Origin of the sequence: Ralstonia chuxiongensis, assembly GCF_024158925.1 — a bacterium.
GTDB classification, from domain to species: domain Bacteria; phylum Pseudomonadota; class Gammaproteobacteria; order Burkholderiales; family Burkholderiaceae; genus Ralstonia; species Ralstonia chuxiongensis.
Genome location: NZ_JAMYWC010000002.1, coordinates 358,489 through 373,667, shown reverse-complemented (window position 1 = coordinate 373,667; position 15,179 = coordinate 358,489). Strand labels below are relative to the sequence as shown.

Genomic DNA, 15,179 nt, shown 5'->3' with positions numbered 1-15,179 from the left:
AACGTCAAGAACCAAGCTGATCGCGTGGCGCGCGCTCGACTGCATAGGCCTCTGCATGGTCGAGAACGAGGAGGAGGCGTTCAATGGTTTGAACTGCTCCCAATATCCTGATCGCGCCAAGGTAAAACAGCAGCAAAACAAGTGCTCCAATTACCCAGTTCACGGCGAACGGACTGCTCTCATACATTTTGGCGAGGGCAACAAGCGTGGACGCCGTTAGGGGAAGAATGCCAACTTTCTCTAGTGCCCCCACCCCCATGCCGATGCGATATCTGAGGCCTTGGCAACTGTCTTTGAGGTATACCCTCGCAAAAGCGATCTGCTTTGCATCAAACTCGCCACCGATACGTTCAGCCAACCTGTGGCGTTCTCGAATCCGTGGCTCTGCGAGTTTCAGCGCGTCGACCTCGAATCGCTTCAGCCCGAGCCAGATCTCCTTGGTTCCGAGGAAGGCGAAAATTGCCGAGCTCGCTATCCCGCCGCCTACTGCTCCTAACGACACCGTCGCGAGTGACGACACCTTCCAATAATTTTCGTTCAGCAGATAGATACCAAGCCCTAACACCGCCAAAAGAAAGCCGAGTCCGCCAGACCACAGCTGACCTCGAGAAAATGCATCTTCCTCCGTGTTTTCCGCTTCTTTCAGCGATGTGATGAGGCGTGTAACGGGGGTATGGACTGGAAGCGTGCTCGGAGAATGAAGAAGCGGACTTTTCATATAGACCACGATCAAAAGGTGGCTGACAAATACCCCGTCTGGGTGGGGTGGAAGATAAAGCGGTTGGGGTAGCATTCTCTCCCATTGATTACCACCCAGCAATTGCGGTCAACATGCCTATTCACACAGCTTTGTGGACGGTAAATGCACAGCCAAAACAGCTCGTGCAATCACGCCTAGATAGCGAAAAATTGCTCGAGGACATGATCCTCGCCTCGCCACGCATTTTGTCTGATGAATGGATGCTAATCGGGCAGCAGGAAGATACGGGATACGGCGGCCGGATCGATCTACTCGCGATTGCGCCGGACGGAAGTCTTGTCCTTATTGAGCTAAAGCGAGACCGCACACCGCGAGAGGTCGTGGCGCAAGCACTCGACTATGCCAGCTGGGTGATGGACCTGACGGCAGACCAGATCAACGCGATCTATCGGCGCTTCAAGCCGGGACAAGATTTGGGCGAGGATTTTCGCTCGCGATTTGGTGCCGCGCTCGACGAGGACATGCTGAACCAGTCGCACCAGATCGTGATCGTTGCCGCATCGCTGGATGCAAGTACTGAGCGCATCGTGTCTTACCTGAACGGACGGCAAATCCCGATCAACGTGCTTTGCTTCCAAGTGTTCGGGCACAACAGCGAACAGTTCTTGAGCCGCGCGTGGCTACTCGACCCGATCCAGACGCAATCGAATGCATCGACAGAAGCTACCCAGCAGCAGGAGCCCTGGAACGGAGAGTTCTATTGCTCGTTTGGCGACGGCGTTTCGCGCTCCTGGGAAGACGCAGTGCAGTTCGGGTTCATCTGCGGAGGCGGAGGAAGTTGGTACAGCAAGACGCTTCAGTTGCTCAACCCTGGCGATCGGGTCTGGATCAACATTCCGGGCAGCGGCTATGTCGGTGTGGGCTACGTAACTGGCCATGCGCTACCGGCCAGCGATTTCACGGTGCCCACGCCTGAGGGTGACAAGCCCGTGTTGGAAGTGGCGAAGCGCGGGAGCTACCACGTGGAGTACCTCGATGACCCTGAGAAGGGCGAGTACTTTGTGCCGATGAAGTGGCTGCAGACTGTGCCGGCTGGCCAAGCAGTACGCGAGATCGGCTTCTTCGGTAATCAGAACACGATCTGCAAGCCGGTGGCGGCGAAGTGGCGTGCCACGGTTGATCGACTGAAGGCACGGTTTCCGGGGTTCGACCGCTGAATCCCAGCCGGTCCCGCGCCGGGAGGACGGATAATAGCGCCCTATCGCACAGGTCCAACCCGAGTGGACATCACACTGGAATAAGCATGGCTCAAAACAGCACCAATAACGGCAGTAGCTTGGGTTTCGAAGCTGAACTTTTTAAAGCAGCGGACAAACTGCGCGGCAACATGGAGCCGTCTGACTACAAGCACGTCGCGCTCGGGCTTATCTTCCTGAAGTACATATCCGACGCCTTCGAGGCCAAGCACAAAGCGCTGCTGGCTGAAGACGAGCACGCGGCCGAAGACAAAGACGAATACCTTGCCGGCAACGTGTTCTGGGTGCCGAAGGAGGCACGGTGGTCGAATCTGCAGGCCAACGCAAAGCTCCCGAGCATTGGCACATTGATCGACGACGCGATGCGCGCCATCGAGAAGGACAACGAGTCTCTCAAAGGCGTGCTCCCCAAAGACTATGCCCGCCCCGCGCTGAACAAGGTGATGCTGGGCGAATTGATCGACTTGATCTCCGGCATCGCACTCAACGAAGAAGGGAACCGTTCCAAGGACATCCTCGGGCGCGTGTACGAGTACTTCCTCGGCCAGTTCGCCGGAGCTGAAGGCAAGCGCGGCGGCGAGTTCTACACTCCCCGTTCCGTTGTGCGCGTGCTGGTCGAAATGCTCGAGCCGTACTCAGGTCGCGTGTATGACCCGTGCTGCGGCTCCGGCGGGATGTTCGTGCAGTCGGAAAAGTTTGTGCGGGAGCACGGCGGCCGCATCGGCGACATTGCGATCTACGGTCAGGAGTCAAACTACACCACGTGGCGGCTGGCCAAGATGAACTTGGCCGTCCGGGGCATCGACTCCGACATCCGCTGGAATAACGAAGGCAGCTTTCACAAAGACGAGCTGCGCGACCTTAAGGCTGACTACGTCCTCGCCAATCCGCCGTTCAACATCTCTGACTGGGGCGGCGACCGCCTGCGTGAAGACGTACGCTGGAAGTTCGGTGTGCCGCCCCTGGGCAACGCCAACTACGCCTGGCTGCAGCACATCCACCACCACCTCGCGCCTAATGGCACAGCGGGCGTGGTGCTGGCCAACGGCTCGATGAGCTCTAACCAGTCCGGCGAAGGCGAGATCCGCAAGGCCATGATTGAAGCCGACACGTTGGATTGCATGGTGGCACTGCCCGGACAGCTCTTCTACTCCACGCAGATTCCCGCTTGCTTGTGGTTCTTAGCCCGCAACAAGAACCCCGGCAAGGGCCTGCGCGACCGGCGCGGGCAAGTGCTGTTCATCGACGCCCGCAAGCTGGGCGTGCTGGTGGATCGCACTCGGCGTGAACTCACGGACGAGGAAGTCCAGAAGGTTGCAGACACGTACCACGCCTGGCGTGGGGAAGATGGCGCGGGTGAATATGCCGACGTGGCGGGCTTCTGCAAGTCCGCCTCGTTAGATGAAATCGGCAAACACGGTCATGTGCTGACGCCGGGGCGGTACGTGGGTGCAGCAGAGCAGGAAGACGATGGCGAGCCGTTTGAGGAAAAGATGGCGCGGCTTTCCGCTAAGTGGCGCGAGCAGCGAGCAACAGCGGCTAAGCTGGACACGGCAATTGACGCCAGCCTGCAGGAGCTTGGGTATGGCGAATGATTGGCGCACGGTTTCGCTAGGCGAAATATTCAAGGTCAAGCACGGATTCGCGTTCAAGGGTGAATACTTCACCGACGAACCGCGGAACACGGTTCTTGTCACACCCGGCAATTTCGCTATTGGCGGAGGCTTTCAAACCGGCAAGCGTAAGTACTACAACGGCCCAGTACCCGAAGATTACGTTCTAAAGCCAGGGCAAGTTGTCGTCACGATGACAGACCTCAGCAAAGAGTCTGACACGCTTGGATACGCAGCAAGCATCCCGGATGACTCAACCATATGGTTGCACAATCAACGCGTCGGTTTGCTCGAATTCAAGCCTGCCATACCAGCGTCGCCACGATTCATTCAGTATCTGTTGCGCACACACGAGTATCGCTCATGGGTGGTGGGCTCCGCTACGGGCACAACGGTAAAGCACACGTCTCCGGGGCGAATCGAGAGCTTTGCAGCGCGTATTCCATCCATTGAAGTGCAGCACGCCATCGCTCATATCCTCGGGACACTGGACGACAAAATCGAACTTAACCGGCGCGCGAACGAAACGTTGGAGACGATGGCCCGAACTCTGTTCAAAGCGTGGTTCGTAGACTTCGAGCCGACGCGTGCCAAGATGGATGGTCGGTGGCCGCGTGGCCAATCGCTAGCCGGCTTGCCCCCCCATCTCAACGACATCTTTCCCGATCGCTTCGTCGAATCTGAGTTTGGGGATATTCCGGAAGGATGGGAGATGCGTTCGTTGGACTCGATTGCGAGCTATCTCAACGGCCTTGCTTTACAGAAATTCCCACCCGAAAGCGAAAACGAGTTCCTACCGGTTATAAAGATTGCACAACTACGTTCCGGAAATACGACTGGAGCAGACAAAGCAAGCGCGCAAATCAAACCGGAATATGTTGTGGTCGATGGGGACATACTGTTCTCGTGGTCAGGGTCGCTCGAGGTCGAAGTGTGGACCGGTGGGCGTGGCGCTTTGAATCAGCACTTGTTCAAGGTTACTTCTGACAAAGTGCCGAAGTGGTTCTACTACTTCGCCACTCGGCATCACTTGCCGAGTTTCCGCGCGATTGCCGCCGACAAGGCTACGACCATGGGCCACATTCAACGCAAGCACCTTACGGAAGCTCGGATCGCTGTTCCGCCACCGGGAAGCATGGAGAGGCTTGACGCCACCATAGCGCCGTTGTTCGAGGAAGCCGTCAGCAATTCGGCGGAGTCTCGCGCACTTGCACAACTTCGCGACACTCTGCTTCCTCAATTACTTACCGGCGAGTTGCAGGTGTCAGTCGCTGAACGCATAACTGGAGTTTGAATGAAACTTCAGCTTGACCCCAATAACTACGACGGTTGTCCGTCGTACAACGACTGGCTAGACGAACAGTATGCAGAGCAATCTGGCCCGCTTGATATTCTCGGCTATCAGCCGAGACCGAGCTTTGTTCTGTTCACTATGAGTCCAGATACTTATGAGGCCACTTTTTCGGACTTCATGCAACAGCGCGAGGAAGAGATAAAAGCCTCGGTGTGCAACTTGTTCCCATCTCCAATTGCATATTATTTCTATCGATTTGAAAACGGTTACGAGAGTGATTTACAGCGCCTGCACCTTCTTCGGGATACCTGGGAGTCTGTCATTGATATCCTACATGCGCTTGCTGTGGCGGAATGTCGCCATCGAAATATTCCGATCATAGATCCGCTGAAATTTAAGGACTTGTTCACCGACAGTGTCGCAAAAAGGCTCGAGAACATCGAAGGGGTCACTAGCCAGTTGAGCGCCGCAGGCATTTTGCCCACCGTCGCAAAAATCTCACCTGCGGCGACACTTGCTGCGATGAAGGAGCTCAACCAGTCCCGAAATGCCTTCTCTCATAGTGCCGCGCAGTCCGAAGCGCAGGCGCGGAGTTGGATTAGCGAATGCTATGTAGACGTAGTGGAAGTTCTTGCAGATCTGGACGGCCTAGAAGGCATCCAGATCGTCCGATATTTGAGTCAGGTTGATGGAACCACGCTGCGATGTGAAATATTCAGAGGACATAGCTCCACAAGAACAATCCAGAACATCAAGATTAACCGTCAGCAAATGCTGGACTCTGCGAAATACTTCCAGCAAGGGCAAATGCTTGTGATCGCTGATGGACTTATTTTTGGCCTTCGCCCGATGATTCACTTTCGAGAGGACGGTGTTGGCCATACAACCCGACTTTGTATTTTCAGGAAAACACGCGGCGAAGCGCCAGACCGGCGGATCGAATACGAAGTCATTGGTGAGGCCGTACGCCACGAAGAAGACCGAAAAAATTTCGCAATGGAAATAAACGAATTGCGCGGGCTGTTCGGGCTTGGGGTGGATTAGAAATGTGCAGATGCAAAGCGGCGGGAGAACAATAATGGCGTTTTTATCAGAGGCTGCCGTGGAGCAAGCGCTGTTGGATCAGCTGCGTGCGCTGAATTACAGCATCGAACGTGAAGAGGACATCGGCCCTGATGGACACCGTCCTGAGCGAGAGAGCCACGATGAGGTCATTCTCAAGAGACGGTTCGAGGACGCCATTGCTCGCCTGAATCCCGGTATGCCATCGGAGGCATGGCACGATGCCATGCGCCGCGTGATGCAGTCAGAACTGCCATCGCTGCCTGAAGAGAACCGTCGGCTCCACAGACTGATGACCGAGGGTGTTGACGTCGAGTACTACGCCGACGACGGCACGCTGACCGCGGGCAAGGTCGCACTCATCGACTTCGAGCGACCGGAGCAGAACGATTGGTTGGCGGTGAACCAGTTCGTCGTGATCAACGGCCAGAGCAACCGGCGGCCCGATGTGGTGGTGTTCGTGAATGGCTTACCGCTGGGCGTGATCGAGCTGAAGGCTCCGGGTAGCGCCGGGGCACATCTACTGGGTGCGTTCAATCAACTGCAAACCTACAAGCAGCAGATTCCGGCGCTGTTCAACACCAATGCTCTGCTAGTGACATCGGACGGCATTGCGGCACGGATGGGGTCGCTGTCGGCTGACCTTGAGCGCTTCATGCCCTGGCGTGCTACCGACGGTACGGACGTTGCACCAAAAGGTGCACCGGAGCTCCCTACGCTGATCGATGGAGTGTTCGAGCATCGCCGCTTACTCGATCTACTTTGCCACTTCACGGTCTTTGGCGAAACCGGATCGGGGCTGGCGAAGATCATCGCGGGGTATCACCAGTTCCACGCGGTACGGCACGCGGTCAACAGCACGGTGACTGCATCCTCTCCGGAGGGCAATCAGCGAGTTGGCGTCATCTGGCACACCCAAGGCTCCGGCAAAAGCCTGCTGATGGCGTTCTACGCCGGGCAACTCGTCAAACACCCGGCAATGGCCAACCCGACGCTGGTGGTGTTGACCGACCGGAACGATCTCGACGACCAGCTCTTCTCGACTTTCTCCATGTGCCGTGACCTTATCCGGCAAACGCCGGTGCAGGCGGAGAGCCGCGAAGAGCTGCGGAAGGTCTTGAGCCGGGCGTCGGGCGGTGTAATTTTCACGACCTTGCAGAAGTTTGGCGAAATCGCGGAGCCGCTCACCACACGACGCAACGTGGTCGTCATCGCGGATGAAGCACACCGCAGTCAGTACGGCTTCAAGGCCAAGGTGGACTCGAAGACCGGTGAAATTTCCTACGGCTTCGCCAAGTACATGCGCGACGCTCTACCGAACGCCTCCTTCATCGGTTTTACCGGCACACCCATCGAGGCGGACGATGTCAATACTCCGGCGGTGTTCGGCAACTACATCGATGTCTACGACATCAGCCGTGCGGTCGAAGACGGTGCGACCGTGCCGATTTACTACGAGTCGCGGCTGGCACGGATCGAACTCAACGAGAACGAGAAGCCGAAGATCGATGCAGAGGTTGACGACCTGACTGAGGAAGATTCCGAGGCGGACCAGGAACGCTTCAAGAAGAAGTGGTCAACCGTCGAAGCCCTGGTCGGCAGTGACAAGCGCCTTGCCCTGGTGGCAAAAGACATGGTCACCCACTTCGAAGACCGCGTGGCAGCCCTGGATGGCAAAGCGATGGTGGTGTGCATGAGCCGCCGCATTTGCGTGAAGCTCTACGACGAGATCGTCAAGCTGCGCCCGGGCTGGCACAGCGCCGATGACAACGCTGGCGCGGTCAAAATCGTGATGACGGGGGCGGCAAGCGATCCGCAGGAATGGCAGCAGCACATCGGCAACAAAGCCCGACGCGATCTGCTGGCCAAGCGTGCTCGCGACCCGAAAGACCCACTCAAACTGGTGATCGTGCGGGATATGTGGCTGACCGGCTTTGACGCACCTTGCATGCACACGATGTACGTGGACAAGCCGATGCAGGGGCATGGCCTGATGCAGGCGATTGCGCGAGTTAACCGTGTGTTCCGCGACAAGCCTGCCGGGCTAATCGTGGACTACATCGGCATCGCGCAAAACCTGAAGTCGGCCCTGCAGCAGTACTCGAAGAACGATCAGGAAAACACCGGCGTCGACGAAGCGCAGACCATCGCAGTGATGATGGAGAAGTACGAAGTGGTACGGGATATCTACCACCGCTTCGATTACGCCTCTGCGCTGAACGGAACACCTCAAGAGCGCCTGGCCATGATGGCTGGAGCCATTGAGTGGATTCTCGATTCCCAACAGCAGCTGGCGGCGAAAGAGACGACCGAGGAAGGCAAGAAGAACGCACATCGCCAATACCCGGACGCCGTACTGGCGCTGTCAAAAGCGTTCGCCCTGGCATCCGCCTCAGACGAGGCTCGACAAATCCGAGAGGAAGTCGGGTTCTTCCAAGCGATTCGTGCCGCGCTGAGCAAGAGTGCGACAGGCTCAGGCGCCACCGAGAAAGAACGCGAACTGGCGATCCAACAAATCGTGAGCCGCGCAGTGGTGTCGACTGAGATCGTCGACATCCTAGCCGCGGCAGGAATCAAGAGCCCCGACATCTCGATCCTTTCCGACGAATTCCTCGCCGAAGTCCAACAGATGGAGCGCAAGAACCTTGCGCTGGAGGCGTTGCGCAAGCTGATCAATGACGGCATCCGCTCGCGGAGCAAGGCCAACGTCGTGCAGACCAAGGCGTTCTCGGAACGCCTGGAGGACGCCGTGGCGCGCTATCACGCCAATGCGATCACGACCGCAGAGGTGCTGCAGGAACTGATCCAACTGGCTAAGGACATCCGCGCGGCCCGTCAGCGCGGCGACGAGTGCGGGTTGTCCGACGAGGAGATCGCCTTCTATGACGCGCTGGCCGAAAACAAAAGCGCTATACAGATGATGGGCGACGACAAGCTGCGGCTCATCGCCCACGAGCTGCTAGTCAGCTTGAGAGAAAACGTGTCCGTAGATTGGGCACATCGCGAGTCAGCTCGGGCCCGGATGCGAGTGCTGGTAAAGCGCATCCTACGCAATTATGGGTATCCGCCTGATCTTCAGGATGCCGCTGTCCAGACGGTGCTACAACAAGCAGAAGCCCTCTCCTCAAATTGGAACCACCATTAACAGTCGCTAGACTGTTTAGCGCAAAGCGGGCTCAAAACAAAACGCCGAGAGATTTTTCTCGGCGTTTTGTTTTTTTGCGCAATTAGCGTCAATCAAACATCAATATTCCGCGCCACCAACGCATTGCTCTCAATGAAGTTGCGGCGCGGTTCCACGTCGTCGCCCATCAGCGTGGTGAAGATCTGGTCCGCGGCAATGGCGTCTTCAATCTGCACGCGCAGCAGGCGGCGCTGGGTGACGTCCATGGTGGTTTCCCACAGCTGCTCGGGGTTCATTTCGCCCAGGCCCTTGTAGCGCTGGCGGCTCACGCCGCGCTCGGCTTCGGTAAGCAGCCACGTCATGGCGGCGTGGAAGTCGGTCACGTGCTGCTCGCGCACCTTGTCGCCGGTGCCGCGGCGCACCTTGGCGCCGTCGCCAATCAGGCCCTGGAAGGTGGCGGCGGTGCCCGACAGGGCGGCGTAGTCTGCGCCGGCCACAAAGTCTGCGTCGATATGGCTGAGGCGCTGGTTGCCGTGCTGGCGGCGCACCACCATGACGCGGTACTTCTCGCTCTTCTCGTCGTACTGCATGAAGGCGTCTGCGGTGGCGCCGCCGTTGGCGTTGCTGGCGTTGCCTTGCATTTCCAGCAGGCGGGCCTTAAGCGTGCGGGCGCTGGCTTCGGCTGCGGCTTCGCTGCTGAGGTCCAGGGCCACGCCTTCGGCAATGGCGCGCAGGGCGTCGGCGTCAATCACGCGAGACAGGCGCTCGATCACGCCGCGGCTGAGCTGGTACTGGCGTGCGAGTTCGGCCAGGGCGTCGCCGGCAATCTCGGTGCCGTCGGCACGCACGAGCACGGCGGTGTCCAGCGCCTGGCGCACGAGGTAGGCGGCCATCTCGACGTCGTCTTTGATGTAGCGCTCTTCCTTGCCGTGCTTGATCTTGTAGAGCGGCGGCTGGGCGATGTACACGTGGCCGCGCTCGATGATCTCGGGCATCTGGCGGTAGAAGAACGTGAGCAGCAGCGTGCGGATGTGCGAGCCGTCTACGTCAGCATCGGTCATGATGATGATGCGGTGGTAGCGCAGCTTGTCGAGGTTGTAGTCGTCTTTGCCAATGCCGGTGCCCATGGCGGTGATGAGCGTGAGCACTTCCTGGCTGGAGAGCATCTTGTCAAAGCGTGCGCGCTCGACGTTCAGGATCTTGCCCTTGAGCGGCAGGATTGCCTGGAACTTGCGGTCGCGGCCTTGCTTGGCAGAGCCGCCTGCGGAGTCACCCTCGACGATGAAGAGTTCTGACAGCGCGGGGTCTTTCTCTTGGCAGTCGGCCAGTTTGCCGGGCAGGCCCATGCCGTCGAGCACGCCCTTGCGGCGGGTCATTTCGCGGGCCTTGCGGGCAGCTTCACGTGCGCGGGCGGCTTCAACGATCTTGCCGCAGATGATCTTGGCGTCTACGGGCGTTTCCAGCAGGAAGTCGCTCAGGGCCTTGGCCACGACTTCTTCCACCGGCAGGCGCACTTCAGACGAGACGAGCTTGTCTTTGGTCTGCGAGCTGAACTTGGGCTCGGGCACCTTGACGGACAGCACGCAGGTCAGGCCTTCGCGCATGTCGTCGCCCGAGGTGTCGACCTTGGCTTTCTTGGCGATCTCGTTGTCGGCGATGTACTTGTTGATGACGCGCGTCATGGCGGCGCGCAGGCCCGTGAGGTGGGTGCCGCCGTCGCGCTGCGGGATGTTGTTGGTGAAGCAGAGCACCTGCTCGTTGTAGGCGTCGTTCCACTGCATCGACACTTCTACGGCCACGCCGTCTTTCTCGCCGGCGGCAAAGAAGATGGTGGGGTGCAGCACGGTCTTGTTCTTGTTGATGTACTCAACAAAGCCCTTCACGCCGCCCGAGAAGGCAAAGTCTTCTTCCTTGCCGGTGCGCTGATCCGTCAGCCTGATGTGCACGCCGTTGTTCAGGAACGAGAGCTCGCGAATGCGCTTGGAGAGGATCTCGTAGTGGTATTCGACGTTGGTGAAGATCTCTTCGTCGGCCAGGAAGTGCACTTCGGTGCCACGCTTGTCGGTGGTGCCCGACACGCGCAGCGGCGAGACTTCGACCATCTGGCCGTCCGGCGCTTGCACCGTTTCGATCAGGCGATTTTGCGGAACGCCCTGTGCAAATTCGATGTAATGCACCTTGCCACCCTGGCGGACGGTGACCTTCATCCACTTCGACAGGCCGTTTACGCAAGACACGCCAACGCCGTGCAGGCCGCCCGACACCTTGTAGCTGTTCTGGTTGAACTTGCCACCGGCGTGCAGCTCGGTCATGGCGATCTCGGTCGCGCTGCGCTTGGGCTCGTGCTTGTCGTCAAACTTGATGCCGGTCGGGATGCCCCGGCCGTTGTCGATCACGGAGATGGAGTTGTCCGTGTGGATGGTGACCTGGATCTCGGTGCAATGACCGGCCAGCGCCTCATCAATGGAGTTGTCCAGCACCTCGAACACGAGGTGGTGCAGGCCGGTGCCATCCGAGGTGTCGCCGATGTACATGCCCGGCCGCTTACGTACCGCCTCCAGGCCTTCCAGGATCTGGATCGAGGCGGCGTCATAGCTGTGGGCCTCGGCGGGGGTGGATTGCGGTTTCTGCTCTTCGGTCATGTCGTTCTGCTCGCAGCCATGGGCGTTTTGCGCACACAGCGGGGTTGCTTAAAAACGGCGAAGGGGCGGATCGTCACGATCCAGCCCCTCGTCTTGCTCTGGGTGCAGCGGTGCGTCAAATGCGCATCGGCATGACGACGTACTTGAAGGTGTCGTCGTCTGGCAGGGTGATGAGCGCGCTCGAGTTGGAGTCGCCCAGGCTCACCTGCACTTTTTCGGCCTTGAGGTTGGCCAGCACGTCCAGCAGGTAGGTGACGTTGAAACCGATATCCAGCGCGTCGCCCTGGTAGTCGATTTCGAGTTCTTCCTGCGCTTCTTCCTGGTCAGCGTTGGTGGAGCTGATCTTCAGGACGTTGGTGTCGAGCATGCAGCGCACGCCCTTGAACTTGTCAGTCGTCAGGATGGCCGTGCGTTGCAGTGCGCTCTGCAGGAACGTGCGGTCGATCGTGAAGCTGTTGCGGTAACCCTTTGGGATCACGCGCTGGAAATCCGGGAACTTGCCTTCGACCAGCTTGGAGATCAGCTCGATATTGCCGAAGGTGAACTTGACCTGGTTCGATGCCAGCTGCACCGAGACGGGATCGTCCACGTCTTCCAGCAGGCGTTGGAGTTCGAGAATGGTCTTGCGCGGGATGATGACTTCCTGGCGGCCGCCGGCGCCTGCCGGTTGCTCGCCGGTTTCAACGCCGCAGTAGGCCAGGCGGTGGCCGTCGGTGGCGACTGCCATGACTTGCTTGCCATCGACCACCAGCAGCATGCCGTTGAGGTAGTAGCGGATATCTTGCTGGGCCATCGCGAAGTGCACCATCGCCAGCAGATGCTTGAGCGTCTTCTGCGGCACCGTGATGCGGGCACCGAAATCGGTTGCCTCTGCGACGGTCGGGAATTCTTCGGCGGCCAGCGTCTGCAGCGCAAAGCGGCTCTTGCCGGATTGCACTGTCATGCGCTTGTCGTTGAGCGTGAGGGCAACTTCGCCGTCGGGCATGGCACGCAGGATGTCGACCAGCTTGCGGGCGGCCACGGTGGTGGCGACATCGCCGGCGCCGGCGCCGCAATCGGCGTGCGTGGTGATCTGGATTTCGATGTCGGTGGACAGGAAGGAAACCCGTTCACCTTGCTTGGTGATGAGCAGATTGGCCAGGATGGGCAGCGTGTGTCGGCGTTCCACGATGCCGCTCACGATTTGCAGCGGACGCAGCAGGTTGTCTCGCGAGGTTTTGACCAATTGCATGAAGGCGATCCTTGGCTTGAGAGGTGACACCGCGCGCGCCCCAGCCTAGGCCACACGGGCCGGTGCCTGCAGGAGCATTCGCGATTAACCCAAAGTTGTTGTAAATCAAGGGGTTAATCACAAATTATACCGCAAATAAGGGGGCGCTGGATAGCGTCACGCGCGCGGCAAATATGTCTATTGTGCATGAAAAGACGCCCGCATTCGAGCGGGCGTCTGTCGAGGCTTGATTCAGGGCGAATGGCGTTGCCATGCGCTCTGCTGACCATCGCGCGGTCAGCCCTTGAGCGTTTGCTCCAGCACGTGCAACTCGTGGTTGAGCTGGGCGTCCTTGGTGCGCTCGTCGGCGATCTTTCGCACGGCGTGCAGCACCGTGGTGTGGTCGCGTCCGCCAAACAATTCGCCAATCTCAGGCAGGCTCTTCTGCGTGAGTTCCTTGGCCAGATACATGGCGATCTGGCGCGGGCGCGCGATGTTGGCCGGCCGCTTCTTGGAGTACATGTCCGCGACCTTGATGTTGTAGAAATCCGCGCAGGTCTTCTGGATGTTTTCCACCGAGATCTGGCGGTTCTGCACGGTCAGCAGGTCTTTCAGGGCCTCGCGCGTGACCTCGATCGTGATCTCTTTGCCGTGGAAGTTCGAGTACGCCAGGATCTTGCGCAGCGCGCCTTCCAGCTCGCGCACGTTCGAGCGCAGGTGCTTGGCCACGAAGAAAGCCACCTCTTCCGGCACGATCACATTCTCGGCCTGCGCCTTCTTCATCAGAATCGCGACGCGCATCTCCAGCTCGGGCGGCTCGATGGCCACGGTCAGGCCGGAGTCAAAGCGCGAGATCAGGCGGTCATCGATCCCGGTGATCTCTTTCGGATACGTGTCGCTGGTGATGATGACCTGCGCGCGGTTGGCGATCAGCGCCTCGAACGCGTAGAAGAACTCTTCCTGCGTGCGGTTCTTGCCCGAGAAGAATTGGATGTCATCGATCAGCAGCAGGTCGAGCGAGTGGTAGTACCGTTTGAAATCGTCAAACGCCTTGCGCTGATATGCCTTCACCACATCGGACACGTATTGCTCTGCGTGGATGTAGCGGATGCGCGCGCGCGGGTTCTCCATCAGCATGAAGTTGCCAATGGCATGGATCAAGTGCGTCTTGCCCAGGCCCACGCCGCCGTACAGGTACAGCGGGTTGTACGACTTGCCCGGGTTGTTGGCGACCTGGATAGCCGCAGCGCGTGCCAACTGGTTTGCCTTACCGGTGACGAAGTTGTCGAACGTCAGGATCTGATTCAGCCGAGAGCGCTCGTGCACGGAATCATCCACCGGCGCTTGCGGCGGCGCGGCCTGGCTGGTGACCACGGCGGGCGCCTGCGGCATGCGGTACGACTGGGCCCTGACCTCGGTGGCATCCATCACGGGCATGTCGATATCGGCGGCAGCATGGCCGGCCGTTGCAAGCGAGGCTTCGCGATACACGGCCGGCGCGGCGCGCAGATTACCCGCGTCATGCGCGGCACCGTTGCCGGCCGACATGGCCTGCCGCGGTTGAATCTGCTGCGCGCCCAAAGGTTGCATCGGCACCGGCGCGAGCGACGGCTGCAAGGCCGCCTGGCGCTGGCCGGCGGTCGGGTCGAGCACGAACTGCACGTCGACCGTCGCCTCCCAGTAGTCGCACGCAAGCGACTGGATGCGGCCAGAGAACTGGCTCTTGACCCAGTCGAGCTTGAAGCGGTTGGGCGCGGCAATCCGCAGCGTGCACGCCTGCTCGTCAAACGACAGCGGCGTCAGCGGCTTGATCCACGTCTTGAATTGTTGCGGCGTCAGCTCACTCTCGAGCTGAGCGGACGCCGCATGCCAGAAATCCTGCATCGTTATCGTTAGGTGTTTGACCGGCGCCACACGCGTCTGTTGACGTCCCCGGGAGGGCCGGCCGCCGGGCTCCTGGCGCAGGCCAGAAACCGGGTGGCTTTCGTTATTGGAACGGGATTGTACCCCCGGCGGAAAGTTATCCACAAAGGATAAGTCTGTGGATAACCTGTGGACCTGCTGTGAGTAGCGGTGGACAACCGATTTTATTGACTCGCCGCAAACCCAGTTCCGACAAGGCTTTGCGCAGAGCACACCAAGCCGCACAAGGCGATGGGGACAACTCATCGCAGGGTGAATTTCGGGCCCCGAGCGCACGTTATCCCCAGTCAGAAAGGCTTGACAGATGCGGAAAATGCCGTTTAAATGCCGGGTTCTGCGATGCGCAGCAGGGGAG

Annotated in this window: 9 protein-coding genes; 5 read left to right on the top strand and 4 right to left on the bottom strand. The window is 59.2% G+C overall.

Annotation, left to right across the window (positions count from 1 at the left end; all coding sequences use genetic code 11):
• Positions 1 to 4 precede the first annotated feature (4 nt).
• The gene (locus NKG59_RS06355) at positions 5 to 718 is read right to left on the bottom strand and encodes a hypothetical protein (RefSeq protein ID WP_253535933.1); all 714 of its coding nucleotides are present in this window, start codon (positions 716 to 718) and stop codon (positions 5 to 7) included.
• Between the two features lie 113 nt (positions 719 to 831).
• Here NKG59_RS06355 and NKG59_RS06350 point away from each other — a divergent pair, with 113 nt between their 5' ends.
• The 5 genes from NKG59_RS06350 (at position 832) to NKG59_RS06330 (ending at position 9,070) form a co-directional block, all read left to right on the top strand.
• Positions 832 to 1,917: a PDDEXK family nuclease gene (locus tag NKG59_RS06350; RefSeq protein ID WP_253535932.1), complete on the top strand. Its 1,086-nt coding sequence runs from the start codon at positions 832 to 834 to the stop codon at positions 1,915 to 1,917.
• An 86-nt stretch (positions 1,918 to 2,003) separates the two neighbouring features.
• Positions 2,004 to 3,551: a class I SAM-dependent DNA methyltransferase gene (locus NKG59_RS06345; RefSeq protein WP_253535931.1), complete on the top strand. Its 1,548-nt coding sequence runs from the start codon at positions 2,004 to 2,006 to the stop codon at positions 3,549 to 3,551.
• Positions 3,541 to 4,863: a restriction endonuclease subunit S gene (locus NKG59_RS06340; RefSeq protein ID WP_253535930.1), complete on the top strand. Its 1,323-nt coding sequence runs from the start codon at positions 3,541 to 3,543 to the stop codon at positions 4,861 to 4,863. The genes NKG59_RS06345 and NKG59_RS06340 overlap by 11 nt, the downstream gene beginning before the upstream one ends.
• Positions 4,864 to 5,907, top strand: a complete 1,044-nt coding sequence (locus tag NKG59_RS06335; protein WP_253535929.1) for a hypothetical protein — start codon at positions 4,864 to 4,866, stop codon at positions 5,905 to 5,907.
• A gap of 34 nt (positions 5,908 to 5,941) precedes the next feature.
• Positions 5,942 to 9,070 (top strand): type I restriction endonuclease subunit R, encoded by a 3,129-nt coding sequence (locus NKG59_RS06330; protein ID WP_253535928.1) that lies wholly within the window; start codon positions 5,942 to 5,944, stop codon positions 9,068 to 9,070.
• A gap of 92 nt (positions 9,071 to 9,162) precedes the next feature.
• Here NKG59_RS06330 and gyrB read toward each other — a convergent pair whose 3' ends face one another.
• The 3 genes from gyrB to dnaA form a co-directional block, all read right to left on the bottom strand.
• Positions 9,163 to 11,691, bottom strand: coding sequence for a DNA topoisomerase (ATP-hydrolyzing) subunit B (gene gyrB, locus NKG59_RS06325; RefSeq protein ID WP_253535927.1), 2,529 nt, complete (start codon positions 11,689 to 11,691; stop codon positions 9,163 to 9,165).
• Positions 11,692 to 11,806: 115 nt separating this feature from the next.
• The gene (gene dnaN, locus NKG59_RS06320; protein ID WP_045205091.1) at positions 11,807 to 12,922 is read right to left on the bottom strand and encodes a DNA polymerase III subunit beta; all 1,116 of its coding nucleotides are present in this window, start codon (positions 12,920 to 12,922) and stop codon (positions 11,807 to 11,809) included.
• Positions 12,923 to 13,198: 276 nt separating this feature from the next.
• Positions 13,199 to 14,785 carry a chromosomal replication initiator protein DnaA gene (gene dnaA / locus NKG59_RS06315; protein WP_045205092.1) on the bottom strand — a complete coding sequence of 529 codons (1,587 nt, stop codon included), beginning with the start codon at positions 14,783 to 14,785 and terminating at the stop codon, positions 13,199 to 13,201.
• Between the last annotated feature and the right edge of the window lie 394 nt (positions 14,786 to 15,179).